Origin of the sequence: Catalinimonas alkaloidigena (assembly GCF_900100765.1) — a bacterium.
Classification (GTDB): Bacteria; Bacteroidota; Bacteroidia; order Cytophagales; family Flexibacteraceae; genus Mooreia; species Mooreia alkaloidigena.
Window position 1 is genome coordinate 712,951 of record NZ_FNFO01000003.1, and the last position, 25,271, is coordinate 738,221.

Annotated in this window: 21 protein-coding genes; 7 read left to right on the forward strand and 14 right to left on the reverse strand. The window is 54.1% G+C overall.

The genetic code is table 11. The annotated features are described in order from the left end of the window. Positions 1-19 precede the first annotated feature (19 nt). Positions 20-1,273 (reverse strand): BamG family beta-barrel-assembly machinery protein, encoded by a 1,254-nt coding sequence (locus BLR44_RS10205; RefSeq protein WP_143017222.1) that lies wholly within the window; start codon positions 1,271-1,273, stop codon positions 20-22. Between the two features lie 750 nt (positions 1,274-2,023). Between BLR44_RS10205 and BLR44_RS10210 the strand changes: the two genes are divergently transcribed. Next, on the forward strand, positions 2,024-4,420 hold the full coding sequence (locus BLR44_RS10210) for a penicillin-binding protein 1A (RefSeq protein ID WP_245706026.1): 2,397 nt from the start codon (positions 2,024-2,026) through the stop codon (positions 4,418-4,420). Here BLR44_RS10210 and BLR44_RS10215 read toward each other — a convergent pair. After that, entirely contained in the window at positions 4,349-4,996 is a 648-nt protein-coding gene (locus BLR44_RS10215) for a hypothetical protein (protein WP_176955976.1), read from the reverse strand. The two genes, BLR44_RS10210 and BLR44_RS10215, sit on opposite strands and share 72 nt — an antisense overlap. Positions 4,997-5,142: 146 nt before the next feature. On the opposite strand from BLR44_RS10215, the gene BLR44_RS10220 reads away from it, so the two are divergent. After that, complete coding sequence (locus BLR44_RS10220; protein ID WP_089681601.1) at positions 5,143-6,927, forward strand: glycoside hydrolase family 15 protein; 1,785 nt, start codon at positions 5,143-5,145, stop codon at positions 6,925-6,927. A gap of 87 nt (positions 6,928-7,014) precedes the next feature. On the opposite strand, the gene BLR44_RS10225 is transcribed toward BLR44_RS10220, so the two are convergent. Both BLR44_RS10225 and BLR44_RS10230 read right to left on the reverse strand, forming a co-directional pair. Beyond that, positions 7,015-9,240, reverse strand: a complete 2,226-nt coding sequence (locus BLR44_RS10225) for a bifunctional alpha,alpha-trehalose-phosphate synthase (UDP-forming)/trehalose-phosphatase (RefSeq protein WP_089681602.1) — start codon at positions 9,238-9,240, stop codon at positions 7,015-7,017. A 114-nt stretch (positions 9,241-9,354) separates the two neighbouring features. Next, on the reverse strand, positions 9,355-10,089 hold the full coding sequence (locus tag BLR44_RS10230) for a 1-(5-phosphoribosyl)-5-[(5-phosphoribosylamino)methylideneamino]imidazole-4-carboxamide isomerase (protein WP_089681603.1): 735 nt from the start codon (positions 10,087-10,089) through the stop codon (positions 9,355-9,357). A gap of 227 nt (positions 10,090-10,316) precedes the next feature. Between BLR44_RS10230 and lysA the strand changes: the two genes are divergently transcribed. Together lysA and BLR44_RS10240 are read left to right on the forward strand one after the other, a co-directional pair. Next, positions 10,317-11,552, forward strand: coding sequence for a diaminopimelate decarboxylase (gene lysA / locus BLR44_RS10235; RefSeq protein WP_089681604.1), 1,236 nt, complete (start codon positions 10,317-10,319; stop codon positions 11,550-11,552). Then, positions 11,549-12,568 carry a radical SAM/SPASM domain-containing protein gene (locus BLR44_RS10240; protein WP_089681605.1) on the forward strand — a complete coding sequence of 340 codons (1,020 nt, stop codon included), beginning with the start codon at positions 11,549-11,551 and terminating at the stop codon, positions 12,566-12,568. Before lysA ends, BLR44_RS10240 begins: the two co-directional genes overlap by 4 nt. Before the next feature lie 43 nt (positions 12,569-12,611). Here the strand turns inward: BLR44_RS10240 and BLR44_RS10245 are convergent, their stop codons facing one another. From BLR44_RS10245 to BLR44_RS10260, 4 genes are all read right to left on the reverse strand, one after another. Beyond that, on the reverse strand, positions 12,612-14,927 hold the full coding sequence (locus BLR44_RS10245) for a glycosyltransferase (RefSeq protein ID WP_176955977.1): 2,316 nt from the start codon (positions 14,925-14,927) through the stop codon (positions 12,612-12,614). Positions 14,928-15,558: 631 nt separating this feature from the next. Beyond that, positions 15,559-16,131: a TetR/AcrR family transcriptional regulator gene (locus BLR44_RS10250; RefSeq protein ID WP_089681607.1), complete on the reverse strand. Its 573-nt coding sequence runs from the start codon at positions 16,129-16,131 to the stop codon at positions 15,559-15,561. Between the two features lie 27 nt (positions 16,132-16,158). Beyond that, a complete protein-coding gene (locus tag BLR44_RS10255) occupies positions 16,159-16,338 on the reverse strand; it encodes a FeoB-associated Cys-rich membrane protein (RefSeq protein WP_089681608.1) in 180 nt (59 codons plus the stop codon). 44 nt (positions 16,339-16,382) lie between these two features. Continuing rightward, a complete protein-coding gene (locus BLR44_RS10260; RefSeq protein WP_089681609.1) occupies positions 16,383-16,832 on the reverse strand; it encodes an SRPBCC family protein in 450 nt (149 codons plus the stop codon). A gap of 95 nt (positions 16,833-16,927) precedes the next feature. Here BLR44_RS10260 and BLR44_RS10265 point away from each other — a divergent pair, with 95 nt between their 5' ends. After that, on the forward strand, positions 16,928-17,530 hold the full coding sequence (locus BLR44_RS10265) for a hypothetical protein (RefSeq protein ID WP_089681610.1): 603 nt from the start codon (positions 16,928-16,930) through the stop codon (positions 17,528-17,530). Here BLR44_RS10265 and BLR44_RS10270 read toward each other — a convergent pair. From BLR44_RS10270 to BLR44_RS10295, 6 genes are all read right to left on the reverse strand, one after another. Then, positions 17,527-18,267: an RluA family pseudouridine synthase gene (locus BLR44_RS10270; RefSeq protein WP_089681611.1), complete on the reverse strand. Its 741-nt coding sequence runs from the start codon at positions 18,265-18,267 to the stop codon at positions 17,527-17,529. The genes BLR44_RS10265 and BLR44_RS10270 overlap by 4 nt on opposite strands. Positions 18,268-18,272: 5 nt before the next feature. Next, the gene (panB, locus tag BLR44_RS10275; RefSeq protein WP_089681612.1) at positions 18,273-19,091 is read right to left on the reverse strand and encodes a 3-methyl-2-oxobutanoate hydroxymethyltransferase; all 819 of its coding nucleotides are present in this window, start codon (positions 19,089-19,091) and stop codon (positions 18,273-18,275) included. Positions 19,092-19,151: 60 nt separating this feature from the next. Beyond that, the gene (gene def, locus BLR44_RS10280; protein ID WP_089681613.1) at positions 19,152-19,721 is read right to left on the reverse strand and encodes a peptide deformylase; all 570 of its coding nucleotides are present in this window, start codon (positions 19,719-19,721) and stop codon (positions 19,152-19,154) included. A 108-nt stretch (positions 19,722-19,829) separates the two neighbouring features. Next, positions 19,830-20,270: a Holliday junction resolvase RuvX gene (gene ruvX, locus BLR44_RS10285; protein ID WP_089681614.1), complete on the reverse strand. Its 441-nt coding sequence runs from the start codon at positions 20,268-20,270 to the stop codon at positions 19,830-19,832. After that, a complete protein-coding gene (locus BLR44_RS10290; RefSeq protein WP_089681615.1) occupies positions 20,270-21,025 on the reverse strand; it encodes a hypothetical protein in 756 nt (251 codons plus the stop codon). Before BLR44_RS10290 ends, ruvX begins: the two co-directional genes overlap by 1 nt. Before the next feature lie 234 nt (positions 21,026-21,259). Beyond that, the gene (locus BLR44_RS10295; protein WP_089681616.1) at positions 21,260-21,940 is read right to left on the reverse strand and encodes a porin family protein; all 681 of its coding nucleotides are present in this window, start codon (positions 21,938-21,940) and stop codon (positions 21,260-21,262) included. A 213-nt stretch (positions 21,941-22,153) separates the two neighbouring features. Here BLR44_RS10295 and BLR44_RS10300 point away from each other — a divergent pair, with 213 nt between their 5' ends. Together BLR44_RS10300 and BLR44_RS10305 are read left to right on the forward strand one after the other, a co-directional pair. Next, positions 22,154-23,323, forward strand: a complete 1,170-nt coding sequence (locus tag BLR44_RS10300; RefSeq protein ID WP_089681617.1) for a hypothetical protein — start codon at positions 22,154-22,156, stop codon at positions 23,321-23,323. Between the two features lie 343 nt (positions 23,324-23,666). Then, positions 23,667-25,262, forward strand: coding sequence for a GAF domain-containing protein (locus tag BLR44_RS10305; protein ID WP_089681618.1), 1,596 nt, complete (start codon positions 23,667-23,669; stop codon positions 25,260-25,262). Positions 25,263-25,271 lie beyond the last annotated feature (9 nt).

Genomic DNA, 25,271 nt, shown 5'->3' on the forward strand with positions numbered 1-25,271 from the left:
GTCTATACTAGAAATTTAATTAATCCAACTTATACCGGCGGAACCACCGTGAATCGCTGAGCGTGAAGCCGACGCTGCACCGGAAGTACTTTTCCTGCAATAGGTTGTTGCTTGCCGTCCCGCGTTGCCCCAAGGTAAAGGCTACATTGATTCCCGACTGATTCTTGTTTACGGGAAAGGTTAATCCAAAATTAATGCCAATATCGTCCAATTGTGTATTGTTGAATACCAGCGGCATTTTTTCGTAAGAGAAGCCCAGGCGGTACACCATCAGTTCGTAATACTTCGGCAGACCACCCGTACCTCGGGCGGGAGACCACTCTGCACCCGCACCTATCAAATACGAATTTTGAAAGCTACTGTTACCATCCATACCCTGATAATTGCTCCACTCGCGGTAGGCGTAATCGGCCGAAATTGACCAGTAGGCCTTCCGGAGACTCACCTGGCTAAAGCTAAAGCCACCCCGGTACGAAGCGGGGATGCGTATCGCGCCCTGACGATCCTGCGTGAATTCCGGTAACGTATCCGTCACCGATCCATCGGTAACACCGGGGGCTACTTTCCGCACGACCATCTGCTGATACTGCGTTTTGAGATCGGTCTGTAGATCATACGTAGCACCGAGGCTGAGGTAGTAATCGCTGAAAAGTTTCTTTTGCCAGGCCGCCCCAAACCCCACCGTCAGGTCGGATACCCGGCGGCTCAGCGTACGGCCTACGGTCAGCGTGGCGGCGTCGGTGGTCAACAGGCGCAGGTCCTGATGGGTTTCGATGTTCCCGAAAATGTAACTGACCTGAAAGCCTACCGAAAATTGCTTTCCAATGCGCGATCCGCCCGCGACAAAAGCGCGGTTCAGCCCCCCGCTGCCGTAAAGCTGCTCGAAGTACTCTAACGTGTCGCCCGGCGTAGAGCGTTGCAGGTTGATGTTGTAGTCTACGTTGGAATAGGGAGCAATGCCCACGGCCAGCGCACCCCGGTTGTAGAGTACCGGGAAGGCAAACGTGATGTAAGCCAGGTTGGCGTTGAACACGTTGCGATCCACGCTGTCGCTGACGATTTTTTTCTGTTGCCCGACCAGACTGGATTCGAAGATGGTCGCTCGCGAATTGTGGTACAGTAGGGCCGGGTTGAGCACGTTCACAAAATCGGCACGCCCGGAGGCCACGCCCGACTGACCCAACGCCATGTTGCGTTGCAGCCCCGCCGGGGTAAGTTCGCCAATGCCAAATCGGGAGTAGGGAGCATTACCAGGATTGTCGATTTGTGCCATTCCCTCATAACTGAGAAAAAGACCAGCACATAGAAGTAATAATCCCTGCTTTTTTAAGCGATACATTAGGAATCAAAAATACGGTTTAGGCCAATACATACATGGTGCCGAACTACAAATATCGGCGGTTTTATCAGGTTTTCAAATAGGATGTGTCCTGAATACACATTAGAAAGCGCTGCAACATGCAACTGTCGGAGCATCCGAAAGGCCGCGGTCGCGTCCTCCTCGGGGTTTTCGGCACTGCGCTCCCGAAGTTGTAATTTTTTGAGAGCACTCCACAGCTTCTAGTACTAACGGAAGCAAGCTGCCGAAAGTATCTCCTTTCAAGAACGACGGGTAGTTCAGGAAAAACGCGGTAGGTTGATGGCGAAAAATCGTTTGTGAAAAGCCAGGGACCGCGGCACCACGGTGAGGGAACTCTGCAGGTCGCCACAGAAGGGTAATCCCTTGACTTACTGACCGTTGAAAACAAGGATAAAAGAAGGTAAAAAATTTTATATAAAAAATAATCCGGGTGGGCACGTTTTCGTTACCAAACGGGTTTCAAGCTAACTTCTTCCCACCGTTGTGCCCATCCGCGCTAGTACCACCGCCTGCCTGGATAAGCACCTGTATCCTGCCCACCCAAAAATCGTACAAGCCAAAGTAACTAGTAAATCACGTTACAAAACTTACACAAAGGAGTTTTGAGGCGAAATAAGCTATATGCAACTGATTTTATCCCAGGCAGATGCTCTTGCGAAACGAGTGGCTGCTTACTTTCAACATACTTTCCAGCGGAAATCGATTCGTATTCTGTGGGTTAGCGCCGCCGTAGCGCTGGTCTTGCCCCTGGTTTTCCTGTGGGCCATCGAAATCAACGCCTTGCACCTGTTTGGTCCAATGCCGGGCATGGCCAAGCTGGAAAACCCCAAAATCGCGGTGCCGTCTTACGTCTTCACGTCCGACGGACAGCTCTTGGGGAAATATTTTCGGGAAAACCGCAGTCCGGTCGAGTTCAGCGATCTGCCTCCGCACCTGATCGAAGCATTGCTGGCGACCGAAGACATCCGCTACCGCGAACATTCGGGCATCGATCCGGAGGCGTTGGGCAGTGTGGTGTACTATAGCCTGAAAGGAAAAAACCGGGGCGGCAGCACCATCACGCAGCAGCTTACCAAAAACCTGTACCGCACCCGTGGCGAAGAGGAGCAAGGTTACCTGTCCAGCGTAAGCGGACTCGGCACCCTGATCTACAAACTTAAAGAGTGGATCTTGTCAGTCAAGATTGAGCGGGCCTATACGAAAGAAGAGATCCTCACGATGTACCTGAACACGGTGGCCTTCGGCAGTGAGGCGTACGGGGTGAAAACCGCCGCTAAGACTTATTTCAGCAAATCGCTCGACAGCCTGACTGTAGAAGAGGCCGCCACTCTGGTCGGTCTTCTGAAAGCCACCACAACCTACAATCCGCTGATTCACCCCGACCGCTCACGAGAGCGACGTAACGTGGTACTGGCGCAAATGGCCAAATACGGTTACCTCTCGGCTGCGGAGGCCGACTCGTTGCAAGCGCTTCCGCTGGTGGTCGAACCCACGCTGGAACGCGTGGCCGATGGGCCTTCGGGCTATTACCGCCATGCGTTGCAACAGAACCTGGAGGCATGGTGCGAAGAAAACGGCTACGATTTGTATACCGACGGCCTGATGATTTACACGACGCTCGATTCGCGCGTTCAGGCCCATGCCGAAGCGGCCGTCAAAAAACGCATGTCGCAGTTGCAAGGTGTATTCAACGAACACTGGCGCGGGCAAAATCCCTGGATCGATGGTCGCAAGCGAGAGATTCCTAATTTCATCGAACAGGCCGCGCAGCGCACCAAAACGTACAAGTATCTCGCTGAGTCGTTAAAAGGCGATTCGGTGGCAATCTGGCGCGCCATGAACGAGCCCCATCCCATGCGTATCTTCACCTGGAACGGCGAAGTTGATACGACCCTGAGTACCCTGGACTCGCTTCGCTACTACAAGAAATTGCTGCATACGGGCTTTATGGCGATGGACCCTTACAACGGACACATCAAAGCGTGGGTCGGTGGCATTGATTACGGGCATTTTCAGTACGATCACGTGCAGCAGGCCAAGCGCCAACCCGGTTCTACGTTTAAACCGTTTGTGTACGCCGCCGCGTTGGAAGAAGGCTATTCGCCCTGCGATCGGTTTGTAGACCAGCCCGTTACGGTACGCTATCTGGAAAATGGTGAGAAAAAAGCGTGGTCCCCGCGCAATGCCGACTGGGTGTTCTCGGGTCGTTCCATGTCGCTGCGGTGGGCCATGGCCAAGTCGGTGAACAGCATTACGGCCCAGCTTACCGAGAAAATCGGGTGGGACACGGTGGCCGATTACGCCCGCCGGATGGGCATTGACAGTCCGCTCGAAGAAGTGCCTTCCATTGGGTTGGGCTCCAGCGATGTCTCCGTGTACGAAATGGTAGGGGCTTACGGCACCTTTGTCAACGGGGGAGTATGGACCCAGCCGATTCTGTTGGCGCGCATCGAAGACCGCCACGGCAACCTGATTCACGAGTTTGTGGCCCCACGCCGCCGGGCGATCAGTGAAGAGACGGCTTACCTGATGACGTACATGCTGCGCGGCACGTTGGAAGAGCCCGAAGGGACCGCACAAGGGCTGTGGGCGTACGACGTTCACCGCGGTAACCAGATTGGTGGCAAAACCGGCACGTCGTCGAACTACTCGGATGGGTGGTTCATCAGCGTCACCAAAGACCTGATTGCAGGCACCTGGGTCGGCGCAGAAGACCGTTCTGTGCACTTCCGGACCTCGTCCCTGGGCGAAGGTGGTAAAACAGCGCTGCCCCTGGTCGGAGAGTTCCTGGAGCAGGTGTACGACGACGACAGCTTGGGCTATGCCTTCGGGAAGTTCAACAAGCCTGAGGCGGAAATCAAAAAACAGTACCAGTGCCCGACCATCATTCCGGAACCGATCGACATAGCGATCGATTCGGTCGTCATCGAGGCCAAGCGAGTACAGCCGTTGCCGCTTGGTCCTACTCAGGCCAAAGCAGAACCTGCGTTACCGGTGGTCGGTGGCATCCGTAGCATCGTCCAGACAGAAGGTAATCGTGCTGTCCGCAACCAGGAGTGAGGCGCGTTGCTCAAATAACCTCGGAGTCACGTTCAATTTCAGGTCCAGCGCTTCACCCGCCTGTTGCCGGAGGCTATGCAACCACGCCGTGACTTCCTCGGCGGTGGTGAATGCCTGGAAAGTGGTCACGCGGTCTACGCCCGTAGCGACACAGAGGGCCAGGGCCAATTCGATTTCCTCAGAAGTCATTTGTTTGTGATCCAGCGCTACGGTCATGAACGCTTCACGGTCGTGCAGCCCTTGCGAGAGGCGGGCAAGCTCGGGTTTTACCCAACCCGCCTGCTGGTCGCGCAGTGCCATCAGGTTCAGCGTCACTTCCAGTTCGGTGGCTCCGTCGCGTAAGGCGACCTCGGCTTCCCGCAGCTTGACTTCAGTTCGCTGATGCCCCCACGGATGCCCGACGGTGCTGCACAGCCGAAGGGCGTTTCCTGCCAGATCGCGCCGTACTTTCTTGACCCACCAGGGAAAAACAACCATGCTGTCATAAACATGGTCCACGGCTTTTTGGGTGGCGTATTCGATATAAGATGCCCCCGCGTAGGGGGACAGGCAGCGTAATTCGGTTCTAAATGCCATATTTTCAGCGACTACGGCTTCATAAAATGCGGCGAAGCCATGCTTTTAATTTGCTATTGCTGGGAGTAAACCCTTCTTTTGCGCAACATCATACGATGCGGAGGCCCCTGTCAGCTTCCTGATTGCTCGCCATCGAAATAACTTTTATGAAAAACAAGCACACCTACAACCTGGGTGTCATAGGCAACTGCGCATTTCTGGCCCATATCGACGACCACGCCAACGTTGCGTGGATGTGCTGGCCTTCGTTCGACAGCAGCTTCGTATTCGGAGCGCTGTTAGACAAGCAAAAAGGGGGGGAGTTCCGGGTCCGCCCCAACAGCGATCAGTACCAGACGCGACAGTACTACCTCCAGAATACCAACGTATTGTGTACCGAGTTCGATACGGCTTCCGGACGATTCCGCGTAACGGACTTTGCACCGCGTTTTCACCAGAACGAGCGGTACTACAAGCCGCTGATGATGATCCGGAAAATCGAGCCGCTCGACGGCCAGCCGCAGATCAGCGTGTCGTGTCGGCCGGTAGGGGAGTACGGGGAGCTGGTGCCCCAGGTGAACATGGGCAGCAACCACCTGCAGTTTACCAACCTGGAGAAGGACGTGCGCCTGACCACCAACATTCCGCTGAATTACGTCAAAGACCAGCGTGATTTCCTGCTGACTGAACCTAAATACCTCGTATTGACGTGGGGCATCCCGATGGAAGCGCCTCTGGTCACGACTTCGGAGGATTTCCTGCGCAAGACCATCCACCACTGGCGCGAGTGGGTCCGGCGGTGCCAGATCAAACCGTATTGGCAGGAAGAGATGATTCGCTCGGCGCTGATTCTCAAAATCCACCAGTACGAGGACACGGGGGCCATCATTGCCTCGGCGACTACCAGTCTGCCGGAAGCGCCCGGATCGGGCCGTACGTGGGACTACCGCTATTGCTGGATGCGCGACAGTTACTACACACTCAAAGCTCTTAACGACATCGGTCACTTTGAAGAGTTGGAACGGTACGCAGGCTACATTCAAAACATTGCGTTCAGCGATACGGGGCGCTACAGTCCCGTGTACTCGATTCTGGGCGACGGTAACTTTCCGGAACGCGAGCTGGCTTTATCCGGCTACGAAGGCAACCGGCCCGTGCGGATCGGTAACCAGGCTAAAGAGCACATTCAAAACGACGTCTACGGACAGATTCTGGTGTCGCTCCTGCCGCTTTACGTTGACCAGCGGCTGGTAGGCCCCGAGCGGAATACCATGCCGAACCTGATCATGCGCCTGCTGCGCTTTATTGAGCGCACGATGGACGAGCCGGATGCGGGCCTCTGGGAATTCCGGAATTTCAGCCAACGCCACTGTTACACCTTCCTCTTCCACTGGGCCGGGAGCTCTGCCGCGCTGAAAATCGCCCGTTTGTTGAAGCACGAAGAGATGGAAAGCCTGGCCTCGCGGCTGGTGCGGATGTCGGCCCAACAGATCGAAAAATGCTACCGCCCCGAGATGGGAGCATATGCGCAGGCGATCGAGACGAACAATATGGATGCCAGCCTGTTACAGATGATTCCGATGGGGTATCTGGACAATCACTCGGAGCGCGCCATCCGACACGTAGAAACGCTCGAGAAGGCCCTTAAAACGCCTGAGGGACTCTTCTATCGCTACCTGCATCAGGACGACTTCGGCAAACCGGAAACTACGTTCTTGGTATGTGCTTTCTGGTACGTCGATGCGCTGGCTTGCATCGGTCGCATCGACGACGCAGTTCGGTACTTCGAAAGCCTGTTGAAGTTTACCAATCACCTGGGTCTGCTCAGCGAAGACGTTGAAGCGACGTCAGGTTCGCAGTGGGGAAATTTCCCGCAGACCTACAGCCACGTAGGGCTGATGAATGCCGTGAACCGGATTGCCGCCCGCATCGACAAGCCGCTGTTCCTGTAACACCGGCCGAATGCAAAAGCGTCCCCCTTTTACTGACACTGCGTCGGTAAAAGGGGGACGTTTCTTTTAAGCTTAGCTTATAGATACTTAGGCCGTAGTCGTTTTGTGGACGCCGTTCTGATGGCTTTCGACGTTAGAGGCGAGGTTCAGCGCGCGCAGCAATTTGCGTACGTCCTCTACCGAATCGATGTGAAAACGCGCAATGGAATCCTGATAGCCTACACGCAAGGTATACGCTTCGGCATTGGTCTCACGGAACACGTCCTCATCGGTGTAATCATCACCGATGGCCAGTACCAGATCCCAGTTGTCGGAATCGAGCCACTCTTTGGCGGCCGTGCCTTTGCTAATACCCGACGTTTTAATTTCGATAACTTTTTTGCCTTCGATCACCTGTAGGTTCAGCGCCGCCACCCGGTGAGAGAGAAGTTCGGTCAGTTCGTGCACGCGCATCTCGCCCAATCCCGAGTCTACCACCCGGTAGTGCCACGCCAGCGAATATTCTTTCTCTTCAATGAAAGAGCCCGGTGTCCGGTCTACAAACGAATCGAGAATGCTGCGGATGTCGTCCTTCCAGCCTTCCTGCGGCTGTTTCAGGATCTGCCACGAGTCATCGCCGCGTTTTCCCCATACGCCGTGCTCGGCAATCATGTCGACCGGCAATCCTTTCAACTGCTCTTCCAGGAAACTCTTGTCGCGTCCGCTGATGACCACCACTTTGTTGTCGGGGTCTTTGCCCAGTTCGCTGAGCAGCGTGCGTAGTTCGTTGTCAGAGCGTGTGCTAAGCGGATTGACGGTGAATTTCACCAGCGTGCCGTCGTACCCGATCAGGAACAGGCGCCGGTGCGTCTTTTTGTATTTCTTGATCAGTTCTTGCTGCAAAGCTTCGTTCCAGTGCTTTTCACGACGGCGGGTGTTGAGCGAACGCGCTTCGTACATGCGGTCGATGAACAACTCTGCCCAGTTCTTCACGTCGTAACGCTCCACTTTGCTCTGCATCTCCTGCATGCGCGTCCGCTGTTCTTCGGAAGGCATGTTGAGGGCATCGTGAAGTGCATCGGAAATGCCTTGAATGTCGTTGGGATTGATGAACAGCGCTTCGGTCAATTCTTTTGCCGCGCCGGCCATTTCGCTCAGAATCAGCACGCCTTGCTGGTCGGTTTTCGTGGCCACGTATTCTTTGGCGATCAGGTTCATTCCGTCACGGAACGGCGTGATGAGCGCAATGTCGGCGCAATAGTAAAGCGCGGTCAGGGTTTCGAAAGGCAGCGACCGGTAGTAATAATGGATGGCAGTCCATTCGGGAGTGCTGTATTTCCCGTTGATGCGCCCGATGGCTTCGTCGAGTTGTACTTTCAGCTTCTGATACTGATCCACATTGCCCCGAGAAGGCACCACAACCGTGATCAGAGCGACTTTCTTCTGGTATTCGGGATGATCGCTCAGAAACGTATCGTACGCCTCTAAACGCTGGTATATGCCTTTTGAATAGTCTAGTCGGTCGATAGACAAAATGATCTTCTCGTGGTTGAAGTTGTTGCGGAACTTCACTACCTCACGAATCGTGGTCGGATTGTGGATAGAATTCGCAAACTTCTTGTAATCAATGCCCATCGGGAACGAATCCACGTCAATTACGCGGTCGCCCAGCTTAATGCGTCCCAGGGAATGATCGACATCCAGAATGCGCTTCACCGCGCTCAGGAAATGCCGTACGTAGTCGTACGTATGGAAACCAATCAAGTCGGCTCCCAGCATGCCATTAAGCAGTTCGCGCCGCCACGGCAGCGACCGGAACATCTCGTACGAAGGAAAAGGAATGTGCAGGAAGAAGCCGATGGTTGCGTGCGGGAACCGTTCCCGGATCAGTGCGGGCAACAACATCAGCTGGTAATCGTGCACCCAAAAGACGTCGTCCGGGCGAGCCACTTTAAAAATCTCGTCGGCAAATTTCTGGTTCACTTCCACATACCGCTCCCAGGTATAGGGGCTGTAGTCTGTAAAGAGATTGAAGTAGTGGAAAAGGGGCCAGAGGGTTTTGTTGCTGAACCCCTCGTAAAAATCTTCGATATCGCTTTCTGTCAGGAAGACCGGATGCATCTTGTCCTTCTTCATCCGATCGGTGATCTCGCGTTGATCTTCTTCCTGTCCGATCTCCATACCGGGCCAGCCGATCCAGAGGTTGTCGTTTTGCCCGTGGAAGGATTTAAGCCCTGTGGCTAAGCCACCGGCACTGGGGGTGTATTCATAACGTTCATCGCGGCGAACCAGCGAAATGGGCAATCGGTTTGATATCGTAATTAATCTAGACATGCAATGTGTGTGTGATGTCTGTCTCTTGTCGGGGTTGTGCAGAACAGAGACAGTTGCGCTTTATCGTAGAGTACTTTTACTACGTAGGAGCAGAGGTAAGGTTTTGATTTTTGGTTACGCCTGCGACATAACAAATTTTTCTAGTTCGGCGAGTTTTACCCGCCCTTCATAGAGCGCTTTTCCGATAATGACGCCATGGCAACCAATTTTTTGCAACTCTTCGATGTCTTTCAGCGACCGCACCCCTCCGCTGGCCATCAGGCGAATGTCGGGAAAGTGGTCCAGGATGCGTTTGTAGAGGTCGAAATTCGGTCCTTCCATCACCCCGTCGCGCGAGATGTCCGTACACTTCACGTGCAAAATGCTGCGGTCGTAATAGTATTGGATGTGGTCAATCACGTCCGTGTCGGTCTTCTTCTGCCAGCCGCGCGTTGCCACGGCCCCGTTGCTGAAACAGTCGGCCGCCAGCACGATCTTGTTGCGTCCGTACGACGTCAGCCACGAAGTGAACAACTCCGGGTTGTTTACCGCCACGCTGTTGGACGTGAGGGTATAGGCACCGTACTCGAATGCCGTGTGTACGTCGCCATCGGTACGGATTCCACCACTAAAATCGATTTTCAGCGTGGTGTATGCGGCGATCATCCGTAGCTCATACGTATTGACTACTTTCCCCTGTATGGCGCCATCCAGGTCCTGGTACTGCAACCGCCGGAACCCGTGTTCTTCAATGGCCTTTGCCACTTGAAGCGGGGGGTAATCGTAGACCGTCGGGTTGGTAAAATCGCCCTGTGTCAGGCGGATACACTTGCCGTTCGACACAGAAAGAGCCGGTATGATTTCTATCATCTTAGCCTATATTTGTACTACTTAACCATGTGGGGGAGATACACTTTTGGAGCTGCCGAAAAGAGTGCGGACGACCGTGATGCGTCAACGGTACGGCTTCCCAGACAACCGCAAAGGTCGATGCTTAAATATACTATTGAGATTTATTATTCCTAATTTTGCCGCCTCAATTTTTGAGGGGTTTCTCTCCGTTTTTCCATTCACACGTTTGCTATCGCTATCCTCTTATGCTTGAAGTAGTCGACAGACAGTATTGTCTGCAGGGCGTTCCTCTACCCGAAATCGCACGCGAGTTCGGTACTCCTACGTACGTTTACGATGCCGACACCATCGTTGGGCAAGTAGATAACATCAAAAAGGCTTTCGGGGGTCTGAAGTTGCGGATCAAATACGCCGCCAAGGCGTTGACCAACCTGAGCATCCTACGGCTGATCCGCCAGGCCGGTGCCGAGCTGGACTGTGTCTCCATTCAGGAGGTGCACCTGGGCCTTCGCGCAGGCTTCGAGGCTTCCGAAATTATGTATACCCCGAATTGCGTCGCTTTCTCCGAAATTCAGGAAGCGGTTAAGTTGGGGGTGATGATCAACATCGACAACCTGTCCATTCTGGAGCAATTCGGCAATACGTATGGCAATTCGGTGCCGTGTTGCATTCGCCTGAATCCGCACATCATGGCGGGCGGCCACACCAAAATCTCGACGGGCCATATCGATTCCAAGTTCGGCATCTCAATTTTGCAGATGCGCCATCTGCTGCGCATTGTCGAGACTACGCACCTGCGGGTGATCGGCCTGCACGTCCATTCGGGTTCCGACTTTCTGAATGCTGACGTGTTTCTGAAAGGCGCTGAACTCGTGTTCGAAGCGGCTGAGAATTTTGACCAGCTCGAGTTTCTTGACTTCGGGAGTGGCTTCAAGGTTGCTTACAAAGAGGGCGATGTGGTGACCAACATCGACGAGCTGGGGCAGAAGATGAGCAAAGCCTTCCAGGCCTTTTGCGAAGAATACGGACGCGAACTGGAGATCTGGTTCGAACCGGGCAAGTATCTGGTGAGCGAAGCCGGCTTTTTGCTGGTGCATGCCAACGTGGTGAAGACCACCCCTGCAACGGTATTTGTGGGTGTCGATTCCGGGATGAATCACCTGATTCGTCCCATGATGTACGACGCGTACCACGGCATTTTTAATGCTTCCAACCTCAACTCTACAGAACGGATCTACACGGTGGTCGGCAACATTTGCGAGACCGATACGCTGGGTGCTGACCGGAAAATGAACGAAGTGCGCGAGGGCGATATTCTGGCATTGCGCAATGCCGGAGCCTACGGCTTCAGCATGAGTTCCAATTACAATTCCCGGTTCCGGCCCGCCGAGGTGCTCGTCTACCAAGGCAAGGCGCACCTGATTCGCCGCCGCGAAACGATGGAAGATTTGTTGCAGACGCAGGTAGAAATCGAATTATGAGTCAGTGGCGCGACCAGTGGAACCTCGCTTCCAAGCTGACGCCCCGCCGGTTGGCGAACGCTGCCCGGGTGTATGGGAGTTACCACCGGTCGCGCCTTACCCGCCTGCCGCGCCATCAGGGCTTGCCCATCAGCCTGTCGATTGAACCGACCACGTCGTGCAACTTGCGGTGCCCCGAGTGCCCGAGTGGGCTACGTGCGTTTACCCGACCGACCGGTATGCTCTCGGAATCGCTGTTTCGGCAGGTGATTGACGAACTCCATCCGACGCTGTGGTACCTGCTGTTTTACTTTCAGGGAGAGCCGTACCTCAATCCAAACTTTCTCTCTACCGTGCGGTATGCGGCCGACCGGAACATCTTCACTGCGACCTCTACCAACGGACATTTCTTGACGGACGAGCTGGCCCGGCAAACGGTGCAGTCGGGCCTGGACCGCCTGATCATTTCCATTGACGGGACCACGCAGGAAACCTATCAGCAATACCGCGTTGGCGGAAAGCTGGAAAAGGTATTGGAAGGAACACGGCGCATCGTGGCCTGGAAAAAGAAGTTGCACTCGCGCACCCCTCATCTGATTTTTCAGTTTCTGGTGGTTCGCCCTAACGAGCACCAGATCCCGGAAGTCCATGCCCTGGCCAATCAGTTGGAAGTAGACCAGGTCGTGTTGAAGTCGGCGCAGTTGTACGACTATCAGAACGGCTCGTCCCTTTTACCGACTCAGGATCAATACGCGCGTTACCGGCTGGGCAACGACGGGAAGTATCGCATCAAGAACGATTGGGAGAACCGTTGCTGGAAGATGTGGCACTCGTGTGTCGTCACATGGGATGGAAAAGTTGTACCGTGCTGCTTCGACAAAGATGCGGAGCATGCCCTTGGCTCTGTCAGGTCACAGTCGTTCGAGGAAATCTGGCGAAGTGAAGCGTACCAACATTTTCGGGAAGCCGTCTTCCGGTCCCGCTCCGAAATCGACATGTGCCGCAACTGCACCGAAGGCTTAAGCATGTCACTATAAAAAAAGGAGTCGCGATCGACTCCTTTTTTTTTACCTCATGTGGCTAATCTCGATTCTCCGGGCTTCGTGCCGCCACCGGCATCGATCGGAAATTGGGCAGCGGATGGTAGCTGGTCGGCGGTTGCGTGCGTTGGGCTTTGGCGGGCCGGGGCAGTTGTGCCCGTTTTCGGAAGTTTTCAATCTGGATGCGCGCCCACAGATAGCACACGGTCGACTCGGCACCCTGGTTCAGATTTACGTTGGTTTCTTCCACGCCGTCGTGGCACCCGCCCGTCGTCGGGTTATAGACAAACTGTTGCAGATGATTATTTCCTACGTACCAGCTAAAGGCTAACTCAGCCAGCTCCCCATAGCCTTGCTGCGGAAACTCCTGTTCGAATTCCAGCAACGTATGAATGGTATAGCTCACATCGATCGACTGCTCACCGAAGCCTTCGCACGTCTGTCCCTTCTGCAACCAACCGGTATTCGGAATCAACTTGATCCGCTCTTCGGTACACATCTTATCAATCAGGAATTGCATCGTGGTGCGGGCTGTCTGCAAATACGCGCTTTGGTCCGTCAGTCGGTAAGCGTAGAGCATCGCTTCGGGCAAGATGCTGTTGGCATACGTGAGGTACGGCTCAAACCACTGCCATCCTTCGCCCTGGTTATCTCGGTAAAGCGATTGCAGATGCGTTGCCAAAAGGTCAACGGCTTCGCAGTGAGGTTGTGTTAGGCCTTGGGCTTTGTGCAGGTGATACAATCCCTTCAATGCGAAAGAAGCAGCTCGGGGCGAACGAACCTGGGCGATGTGAGGCGTAACGCGAGCCAGCATCTGTTCTGCCATCTTGCGTAAGTGCGCAGGAACGGGTAAGCGATGATGATGCTCCAATAAAACACCCAAGGCCCATACCGCCCGCATGTTCGCGTCTTCCAGGTTCACTTCCTGGTTCTGCGTCGTGAACTGCAACGTGTCATCAACGTAGTTCAAAAATGTTCCATCGGCTTGTTGACAGTGGCGCATGAAGCGGAGGTACTTGCCCATCCACTCTTCCGTACGGCGCTCTTGGCTCAGCTGCCGATACTCACAGGTCAGGATCAGCGCCCGCGCGTTGTCGTCTAGCGTATACCCATGCGCGGGGTCCGGTTGGTTGTAGCGCGCAAACTGATAGATGCCAAACTCCGAGCTAAGCCGTTCGAGATGATCCATCTTCAGGATTGGCAAATTACTCCGGCCACCAAAGGCTTTGTCTTCTTCCCGGTACACATTGCGGTGTAAAATCGCCACGTTGTACCACGAGCCGGCATTCATCTGGCCGTACGCCTGTTGACTCATGTTCTGGCATCGCTCTGGCTGGCGCAACAAGGTCAACGCCGCTTCAGCCAGTTGGGTAGGATTGCGGAAATCTTTCAGGAGAATGCCGGTGCTGTCCGAAAGGTATTCTTTTGCGTGAGGAATGGGCGTAGAGATCACCGGACACCCGCAGCTCAGGGCATACGTAAACGTACCACTCACCGCCTGATGAGGATCGGCCGACGTGAAGAAATAGACGTCGGTCAGTTGAAGGTATTCCAGCAACTCATCCAGCTCCAGGTATTTGTTTACAAACCGGACGTTACGGGTAAGCCCTAGTTCTTCTACCTTCTGCTCCAGCATCTCCCGGTACCGCTCTCCCTCATGGCGCACCACGCCCGGATGCGTACGACCCAGAATCAGATAGACCACATCGGGAAACTCTTGAACGATAGGTGCTAGTGCCTCGATGCCCGTTTCGATACTTTTATTCGGACTCAGGAGACCAAAAGTGGAGAAGACAGTTTTGCCTTCTAACTCGTATTTGCGTTTTAACGCAAGCGGGTCTTTCCATGCAATGGCGGGCGTACCGTGCGGCACTACCCGCAGTTGGTCTGCATCAATGCCGTATTCTTCTTCCAGAATGTGAGCGGAATTGTGAGTCATCACCGTGCAGCGTACCGCCAGCGTGCAAAGGCTGCGCACCAATTCCCGCCGCTTCGCATCAGGTGCAGGCAGTACCGTATGAAAGGTCAGCACCACAGGCTTCTCCAACTTCAGCATCATCTGCAACAGGTAGCTACCGTACTCCCCACCGAATAATCCGAACTCGTGCTGTACGTGGATCAGCCGGATGGCTGGGTTGTGATTAATCTCCTGCACCATACGAGCGCACGCTTCTTCGTTCCAGGCGTCGAAATGGTACAGCACCCGCGGGTCCGTATACCGTGGTTGAGTTCCCGGCTCGTCCAGCGCACATACCTTGATGTCGAATGCCTCTTCGTACTGGCTGTTCAACGCATTTATTAAATCTTCGCTATAGGTAGCAATTCCGCACTCACGTGGCGGAAAAGAGGTGATCATTAAAAGTTGAGCTTTCTCTTGTTTCATAGGGGCACATTTAGAGCGTAGTACAAATCACTTACTGCAATTCATTTCAGTTTAAAAACGAGAAGTGGTAGAGGTAAAAAAGTGAGCGCGCGAAAAAATGTTTCCGGTTTGCGAGCGCATTCCCTGCGGGAAATCGCTCTTTGTAGGCTTGTTTTCGACGTCGAAAATCAACGCGCACACCCATATAAAAAACGCAGAATAAGCGATTTGGTTAGGCCTTTGAACAAAGAAAAATACCTGCCTTCTGGACCTTCTTAAGTCCAATTTACAGTACTTAGCACGCGTGCTGGATGGTAGTATTTTTTGTTCTGAAAGAGGGTTTTTGTGAGGCGTGTAAGATCGAGTCGCATACCTCCATAAATACCATATCGCGTGCCGCTACTTTAGTGTTCCACATGGAACATTTCAATCTGCTTTTTGTGAAAACCATAAGAGTTCCACGTGGAACAAGCCTAACAAAATGCATGGAGACGAAAAGTTCTATGCTGTCCTTTAATAAATGAATTAAAAGTGGTATTTAATCGATTTAGTCATAAGAATGAACGTTCATTCTAAAATGATCAAATAAGAGTGAATGTTCATTCCTATTGGAAGATAAAAATTTTTAACGCCGTACGGCATCCCAACAAGCGGCCGCATTCAGCTGCATCAAATCTTCTGATAATTCCATTTCTCCTGTATGATGTAAACGGCAAAGTGCCCGCAGCGGCGCGAAAATCAGGGCATACAGGCAGGTATTCGACAAGTCTTTCATGAACTGCTGTTCACGCGCATAATCCAGAAATTGGTCAATTTCCTGTAGCAATTGCTGGTGCTCTTCGTCAGGCTGATAGGGGAAAGGCGAGAGGTCAAACTGGTCTAAAAAGCCCAGATGATCGGGGTTGAGAATGAAGTATTTGGCGAGATTTTTCCAGACGCGCATGAATCGCTCACGTACGGGCACTTCGGCTTGGTAATTTTCGAGCATTGCCTTGTCGGCCGCAAGGCGAATTTCGCGGTACAATTGCTGTATGAGGTCTTCTTTGCTTTTGAAGTACCGGTAAATCGTGCCCGCGCCCACTTGTGCTTCCTGTGCGATCAGCGACATGGGTGTGCCGTGAAAACCGTGTGATTTGATGAGGCGTAGGGTCGCGCGTAGAATATCGTCCCGCTTACCGCCGGATGAATTTTGCTCCATAAACAGACAATAAGTTTATGGGTAAAACTAACGGGTATTTGATTGTGGGAGAGGAATGTCGTTAAACTTGGCTGCCGCCTGACACTTGGCGCAACCGCCGCCGCAACCCGCCGAAGCATCCCGCTTCAGAAAGCTGCGCCAGAACATACGACCCAGGTAGAAGGCCGCGGCCAGAAAGAGGAGTGCGATGATTGCGTACTGCCACATAGATTTTACAACTCCAAACCGAACAGGAAAGTTGCATCAGCGGGCTACGCCGATGCCGTGTCGAAGTAACGGCGGTAGATGGGCTGCCGGTAGAGGAACTGCGCCCAAAAGCCCGGAGCCGCAGCAATTTCAACCGCTCGTGACGCCATACGGTACTCCACTTCGTCGATGATCAGCGTATGGTGCGCAGACAGCCGAAGCAACCGATGGCGGTGGCGCCAGTACGTCAGCAGCGGCGGCAGCGCCAGGCCTTCGTCCACAAAATAAGATTCGGTTTCGGAGCGGCGCACCTCGGTAATCAAGCTTACCCAGGCAAACTGCACCACGCCCAGGTCGAGAGACAGGTGGACTTGGTCGCCCTCTTGGTTGCCATCGTAACGCAGGAGCCGCACCGGCGGGAAGGGCGGGGCCAGGGCTTCGAACAACTCCTGGTCGAAACGTTGCCACACTTGTTCGAGCGGACAACGGACTTGGGTTCTGACAATTACTTTCATCTTACTACTTTCGTAAGCAACCTTCTTACCTACGGATCTTATCCAAAAGGGATGGCATACCGAACGCGCCGGACCGGCGTTACAAAGAAAAACGTATGATGAAATACCTGATTTACCTCCTTCTGTTGAGCGGCTTGCTGTCAGGGCCGCTGTGCGCCCAGTACGTACAAGAAGAGGACTCGACCGAAGCGACCTCGCCGGTGATTACGCCACAGCGCCAACCGCAGCGTCCTGCCTGGCGCGACCGCATCTTTCCGGGTGGGTCGTTCTGGCTTCAGTTCGGCAACAATACCTACGTACAGATTGCGCCGCTGGTGGGCTATCGGGTTACCGACCGTTTCTCGGCGGGCGTCGGGGTCAATTACATCTACCAGCGGCGTCGGCTATACTACAGCAACGGCCAGCCGCTGGTCTTGAAGAATTCGGTGTATGGAGGAAAATTGTTCGGTCGCTACACGTTGTACAAGAACATCTTCGCGCAGGCCGAACTGGAGGCGCTGAATTTTGAGAATCTCAACGAAGCGACGTGGACCGTCGAGCGCCAGTGGATCACCAGTCCGTTGGTAGGAGGGGGCGTCATCTTCCCCATCGGGCAGCGCGCCACGTTCATCATGGCCGCGCTGTACAACCTGAATTACGATCCGAGTCGGAACGTTTACGGCAGCCCGATCATCGTCCGTACGGGCTTCAACTTCTAGTGCAGGAAGTCGAGGTTTTTGTCTTTGACGTCGGGTTTCTCCAGGGTGAGGAACTGATCCCAGAAGCCATCGTCGGGAATGCCTGCCAGGCAAATCAAAGGCTCTTTTTTGATGGGATGGATAAAGTCGAGGCGCCGCGCGTGCAGGCTGATGCTGGCGTCGCGGTTAGGTTTGGCGAAGCCGTACTTCACATCCCCGCGGATGGGACTACCGATGGAGGCCAACTGCACGCGGATCTGATGGGGGCGTCCCGTTACGGGCAGCACTTCCAACAGGTGGAACCCGTTCAGGGTACCTTTGTACTCGTACGTTAATTCGGCCTTTTGCGCATCGCCTTTGGGCTCGTCGTAAGCCGTCACCACGTTGCGGCTTTCGTCTTTCATCAGCCAGTGGGTCAGCTTCGCCGAATCGTGTTCGGGCCGTCGGCCCACAATCGCCCAGTATGTTTTCTTCACGTCACGGCGACGGAACAGCAGGTTCATCCGTTCCAGCCCCTTCGAGGTTTTGGCCAGCACCACCAGGCCGCTGACCGGCCGGTCGAGGCGGTGGACAACGCCCACAAACACGTTGCCGGGCTTGTTGTATTTCTGCTTGAGGAACTCTTTCGCCATTTCCGACAGCGGCGGGTCGCCGGTCTGGTCTCCCTGCACCAGCACTCCCGACGCCTTGTTGACGATCAGCAGGTGGTTGTCTTCGTAAACGACCTGAAAGTATTTCTGATAAGGATTCTTCTCCATGAGCGTTAGTAGCTTTCCTGTGCGTTCGGGAAATCCTCTTCCTTCACGTCACGAATGTATTGTTCCACGGCCCCTTGCATGAGGTTGTACAACTCGGCATAGCGCCGCAGGAACCGGGGTTGAAAATCTTTGGTGATGCCCAGCATGTCGTGGGTGACCAATACCTGTCCGTCGACGAAGTTGCCCGCGCCGATGCCGATCACCGGAATAGTGAGCGCCTCCGCAACGCGCCGGGCCAGGTCGGCCGGAATTTTTTCGAGTACCAGGCCAAAGCAGCCGCATGCTTCCAACAGCTTCGCGTCTTCAATCAGCTTTTGGGCTTCGTCTTCTTCACGGGCACGCACGCTGTACGTCCCGAATTTATAGATTGACTGCGGCGTCAGGCCCAGGTGCCCCATCACAGGGACGCCCGCACTCAGGATGCGCGCCACCGACTCGCGAATCTCGTGGCCACCTTCCATCTTGATGGCGTGCGCCCCCGATTCTTTCATGATGCGAATGGCCGACCGCAGCGCCTCGGACGAGTTCCCCTGATACGAGCCAAACGGCAGATCGACCACCACCAGGCAGCGCCGAATGGCGCGCACCACCGACGAGGCGTGGTAGATCATCTGGTCAAGCGTGATGGGGAGCGTGGTTTCGTGACCGGCCATTACGTTCGAGGCCGAATCGCCGACCAGCAGCACGTCGATGCCGGCAGCGTCCAGGATGCGTGCCATCGAGAAATCGTAGGCCGTCAGCATCGAGATTTTTTCACCGCGGCCCTTCATTTCCTGAAGGATGTGGGTGGTGATACGCTTGATGTCAGATTTATGGACAGACATGGAAGGGAGAAATGGATGAGCGCCCGAAATTACCAGAAAGATGCGCGACCGTGCGTGGAATTACCGACGACCCGCTTTGGCGACCGCCGGAAAACGCATCCGGTATTCGACGTCGATCTTCCCTTTGCTGATGTTGCCGAGCTTGTTTTTGATCAACTGGCGCTTGAAAGGCGAGAGGTAATCGGTAAACAGCACGCCTTCCAGGTGGTCGTATTCGTGTTGAATTACCCGGGCCGCCATGCCGTCGAACTCTTCAACGTATTCTTTCCAGTCAGTGTCGAAATAGCGCAGCTTGACGCGGGGCTGGCGAAAAACGTCCTCCCGAATCTTCGGAATGCTCAGGCACCCTTCTTCGTATGCCCACTTCTCGCCGGTTTCTTCCAGAATCTGCGGATTGATAAACGCTTTTTTGAAACCCTTCAGGTTGTCTTCGTCCATCGCTTCGGCATCGACCACAAACACGCGGATGCTTTTCCCGATCTGCGGGGCGGCCAGCCCTACACCGCTGGCGGCATACATGGTTTCAAACATATCGTCGACCAGCTTTTTCAGGTCGAGCTGGTTGGGTGTAATTTCTTTGGCGCGTTGTTTCAGGACAGGATCGCCGTACGCTACAATGGGATAGATCATAGAAATAAATACGTTGCGGAGTACCTATGGGGTAACAGCCGAGGCAATTCGAAAATTCAAAGGTACAGCCTTCTGCGGAAATTTTGCCGACTGAAAAAAGGAGCGGGGCTAACCGCGCAGGGCGCGTCGTTCCATAAAAGACTGGAGGATGATGGCGGCACTCACCTTGTCGATGTTGCCTTTCTGCGCGCGGTCTTTCTTTTTGCTGCCTCCGGCGATCATGGCCTGCAGGGCCATCTGGGAGGTGAAGCGCTCGTCGACCAAGTGCACTTCTTTGTCGGGAAAAGTCGCTTGCAGTTTCCGCACGAAGCCGCGCACGTGGGGCGTGGCGTTGGTTTCTTCGTTGTTCAGGCGGCGCGGCATGCCCACCACAAACGCGGCAATTGGTTCCTGGGCCGCATACTGTTGCAAAAACGTAAAAATCTCTTGTGCGTGGACGGTCGTTAGCGGCGTGGCGATCAGCTGCAACGTGTCGGTTACGGCAATGCCCACGCGCTTGGTGCCGTAGTCGATGGCTACCAGCCGTCCCGAAGTAGTCGAGCTTTCCATCAGTTGTACGAGGCCGTGCGGCGCAACGACTGTTTCACTTCCTGTTCCAGGCAGAGCGCCTTGGGAAAGAGTACGTGGTTTTCGATGGAGGCGTGGCGCTGCAGATCTTCTTCCAGCAACCGCAACTCGGTGTACAGCACCCGGACGTGCAGGTGGTCCTGCGGATGCAGGTCGTACTGTTGCGTGATCTGCCGAATGCCCGTCATGTCGTCGTCGTCGTCGTGATGCTCCACCGCAAACTGCTGGATCGAGTGGCGTTCCAGGTCGTAGAACATGGACGCGCACGAACGCTTGCCCAGCTTCACTTCCTGAAGCTTGAGGATGTAGGCGAACAGCGTATCTTCTTCCTCGTGAATGTGATGGATGAAGTCTTCCGCAAACAACGGAAACACCAGTTGCAGGTCGTGGCCGATCTGAGGCTTGTGGAAAAACGAAGGGAGCGTGCGGGCCAGAAGCTGGCGCACAAACGGCAGTTTTTCGCGGAGGTACAGCCGGTGCGTATGGCGCAAAAACGCGATGATCGCGTTGACCGGGTACGTCGCCCACGCCAGGTCCTCGCGGGTAGGCGGGGCGATGCGCTGTTTCAGGCGGTTCAGGAGCAAATCGACCGAGTAGCCGCGGCGTCGGCAAACTTCCGCCAGCGTCAGACTCCCGCAGTCGTAAAAAGGAATGCCTTCCTGATACAACACGGCGGCGCGTGCATGGTTTTCGGTGACCAACTCTTCGATCGTACGCTTTTCTATACCAATTGCCATGAAACTAGTTTTCGGATGATCCGGATGCGTAAAACTACAAAAAAGCCCAATGCGTTCCGGTGACATTCGTCATGCACCACCATTTCCTAAGAACGCAAATTTCCGGCAAATCGCCTGTTAGGCAAGAATGAATTATGTAGAATGGTTCAAAATAACCTAAAATAAAATAGCATTCAACAAAAAAGCTCCGCCATCCGAAGACGGCGAAGCTTTCTAACGATGAAACCTGGATGCTTACAAGCCGAAGGCAATAAATACCTGAGCGACTGAATTTTTTGAACCGTTGGTGACCGTTTCGGCCAGGAAGGTCTGCCCGACGTTGCGCAGCCCGTAGTTGTAGCGGGCGCCCAGCTGAAAGCCTTTGATGTCGAGGGCGATGCCACCGGCCAGACCGTAGTCGATCGCGTTGAAATTGTCACGGTTTACTTCCGTGCTGCTGGGGTCCTGTCCGGTAGTCGGCACGCCGTTGTTGTCGACGCGAAGATTTTTCACTTTCGCCGACAGCAGGTACGATACGTACGGACCGGCCTGGATGCTTACGGGACCGGCGGTTAGCGAGGCCAATACGGGCAGCTGCAGGTAACCCAGGCTGAAGTTGATCTGCTGCTGGCTGCCTTGCACGTTGGTGTAGCTGCCGATTTTGGAGCCCGCCGTAGTATAGAGCAGCTCCGGTTGCACCGCAAACACCGCCGCTACGGGAATTTTGGCCCACAGACCGGCGTGAGCGCCGAACTTGGCCTTTTCGTCCGACACGTCATTAACGTACAGGTTCGAGAGGTTGATCCCCCCTTTGATGCCGACACGCGCCTCCTGGTCGCTCAACTGCGCCTGCGCGCGAGGAACCAGAAGCGTAAAAAGGAGTAGGAAGGCAGAAGCGCTTCCGACCAAGGATATGCGGTTTACTAGATTTTTCATAGGAATACTGATCAAAAAGTGTTTAACAAAATAGGAGGTAACATTATCCTCCGTTACTGTCTGTTACGAATGAGAAATGTAAATGTTGATATACGGGCGTTACTTTTTGCAATAATTGTTGTGCGAAGCTGACCGCTACCACCCGAGACAGGAAGGCGGGCTTTGCGGAGAAACAATCGTTACTTTTGCGCCGCCAACTTTAGACCCACGTGCATGCAACTTCTGGAAGTCAACGATAACCCCCAGTACAAGAAAGAGTTTATTCAATTTCCCGTCCGGCTGTATAAAAACGAAAAGCTCTGGATCCGGCCTATGGATCACGAGATCGAGGAGGTGTTCGATCCCAAGAAAAACAAGTCGTTCCGACAAGGGGAGTGTATACGTTGGATTCTGCAGAACAACGCGGGCGAAACCATCGGGCGGGTGGCCGCCTTCTTCAATAAGAAAACGGCGCGCTCGTACGAGCAACCCACCGGTGGCTTGGGCTTTTTCGATTGCATTGACGACGAGGCGGCGGCCTTCCAGCTTTTCGACGCCTGCAAAGCGTGGTTGCAGGAACGCGGCATGGAAGCGATGGACGGACCGATCAACTTTGGTGACCGCGACCGCTGGTGGGGCGTGCTGATCGACGGGTTCGACAAGGAGCCGAACTACGGCATGTTCTACCACTTTCCGTACTACCAGCGTCTGTTCGAAGCGTACGGGTTTCAGATCTATTACAAACAGTTCACCTACGCGCGCAAGGTGCTCGATCCGCTTTCCGAACAGGTAAACGCCAAGGCCGAGCGCGTTGCTCGCGACCCAAACTATACGTTCCGGCACATCGAAAAGAAGAAGCTGGATGCGTATGCCGAAGAGTTCCGCACCATCTACAACAAGGCGTGGACACGTCACCAGGGCGTAGCAGCCATGTCGTCGGCGCAGGCCAAAGGGCTGATGCAGAAAATGAAGCCCATCCTCGACGAGGACATCATCTGGTTCTCTTATTATAAAGGAGAGCCGGTGGGGTTCTTCATCATTCTGCCGGAATTGAACCAGATTTTCAAACACTTGAATGGCAAGCTCGACTGGTGGGGCAAGCTTCAGTTTGTCTACCACAAGTGGCGCGGCACCTGCAAAAAAATGTTCGGGGTCGTCTTCGGCATTGTGCCTGAGCATCAGGGCAAAGGATTGGAAGGAGCCATGGTGGTGGCGACCGGCAAGCACGTCCAGCACGAAGGATTTCGGTACCAGGATTTCGAGATGAACTGGATCGGCGATTTCAACCCGAAAATGGTGCACGTTGCCGAACAAATGGGCGGACGCCTGGCCAAAGTGCACGCTACGTATCGCAAACTTTTCGACGAAACCAAGCCCTTCACACGTGCGAAAGTGATCGAGTAAGTGCTGCTTTGGAACCCGTTGCAAGCGATTGCATGCGAAGCTGCAGTTCTACGTGTCGCTCTTACTCCCGGCAGCTTGCACTGTATGCGCATGCAGTGCGGTGACCGTTGTGGTAGAACCGTGCAAATGCGCTGCAAGTGCCTGATTCTCTACGATGAATAATTCTTTCGAGGCAAAGCAGTAGTACATCGCTACTTTCTAACGAGCGCTTTTCTTCCTTGAACTTACTGGCGAAAGAGCTACCCGCAATGTCGCTGCGGCAGGCAGGACGAAATTGCAATCTTTGAGAATTCAATTCTTAACGACTGCTCCCTCCCTGCGTCTGACACCCAAGTAGTTCTTTATGAAAAAAATTACCCGTTTCTTCCAGGAGAAAGGCATCATGGTGGGCATTGTAACCATTGCAGGTCTCCTTTTGCTGAATGCCGTTCTCACCTACCAGAGTCGCCAGGGCGTGCTGGCTTACAACGAAGGCCGCGACCGGCTGCGGAACATCGACAAGATCGTCCAGAACATCAACACCGACGTAAAAAATACGGATCTGGGCTTCCGGGGCTTCTACATTGTACCCGAGGATAAATTTATGATTCCGTATACCCACGCCGTAACCAGCCACAAGCAAAACCTGGATTCGCTGGAGTCGCTGTTGCGGGCGCAGGGGTATCCGCATCCCGAAGAGGCCCGGCAGGTTAAGCAGGCCATCAGCGAATACATTGCCACCATGGGTCGGATGATCGAATGGAAAAGGCAGGGCAACGAAGAGGCAATTCTAGAGGTTTTTCAGAAAGATCCGGGCTATGACCTGTACATGAGCTACACCGCTTTCTTCAAAAAAGTGGACCTTTTCCTGGCCGAGTCGGCTGACTTGCAGGAAGCTCATTACAAAGCAGGCATCAAAATGCTGTTGATCGTGCAGGTACTCCTGATCGGACTGGGGTTGCCGATTCTGATCTGGGTAGTCTACCGGCTCAACCAAGTGGCGCAAAGCAGGCACAAATTATTTGCCGAACTGGCGCAAAGCAACCGGCAGTACATTTTCTCCGACGGGAACACCGAAGCGACGGTTCAGAACGAACAGAGCATTATCAACGGCATCATCGGCAATTTGCAGACGGCGCTTCAATTCATTCACAGCATTACGAACGGGAACTACCAGGTTGAGTGGAGCGGGCTGAATGCCAGCAATCAACACCTGAATCAGCGCAACCTGGCGGGCGAGCTTCTGCAGATGCGCGACCAGATGCAGCAGGTAAAAGCCGCTGACGAACGACGTCTGTGGGCCACGGAAGGGATTTCGAAAGTCTCGGAAATTACGCGCCTTCACCAGAACGAAGTCAAAGAACTGTCCGAAAAACTACTCGCCTTTGTGGTGAAATACCTGGGCGCAAACCAGGGCGGAATTTTCATTTTGAGCGAGGACGAAAACGATCCGCACCTGCGCATGACGGGATGCTATGCTTACGACAAAAAGCGGATTCTGGAACAGCGCATCGAGATCGGTTCCGGAATGGTGGGGCAGGCTTACCTAGAAGGCGAAACGGTGCGTCTCCGCGAAGTGCCGCAGCAGTACGTCAACATCACTTCGGGGCTGGGAGAAGCTACTCCGGGCTATCTGTTGATTGTGCCGCTGAAGTTCAACGAGCAGGTGCTCGGCGTAATCGAAGTAGCTTCCTTTAAAGAACTGGCAGAATACCAAGCCAACTTCGTGGAAGAAATCGGGGAAGCTATTGCGGCGGCGGTTTCGATGGTACGCACTAAAGAACAGACTCAGCATCTGTTGGAACAGATGCGCGGTCAGACGGAACAAATGAGCCAGCAGGAAGAGGAGATGCGCCAGAACATGGAGGAGCTGATCGCCACGCAGGAAGAAATGGAGCGAAAAGCGAAAGAGTACCAGGAAATAATTCAGCAATACGAAACCGAACGCGAAAAGGCCTGACCGCGCTTT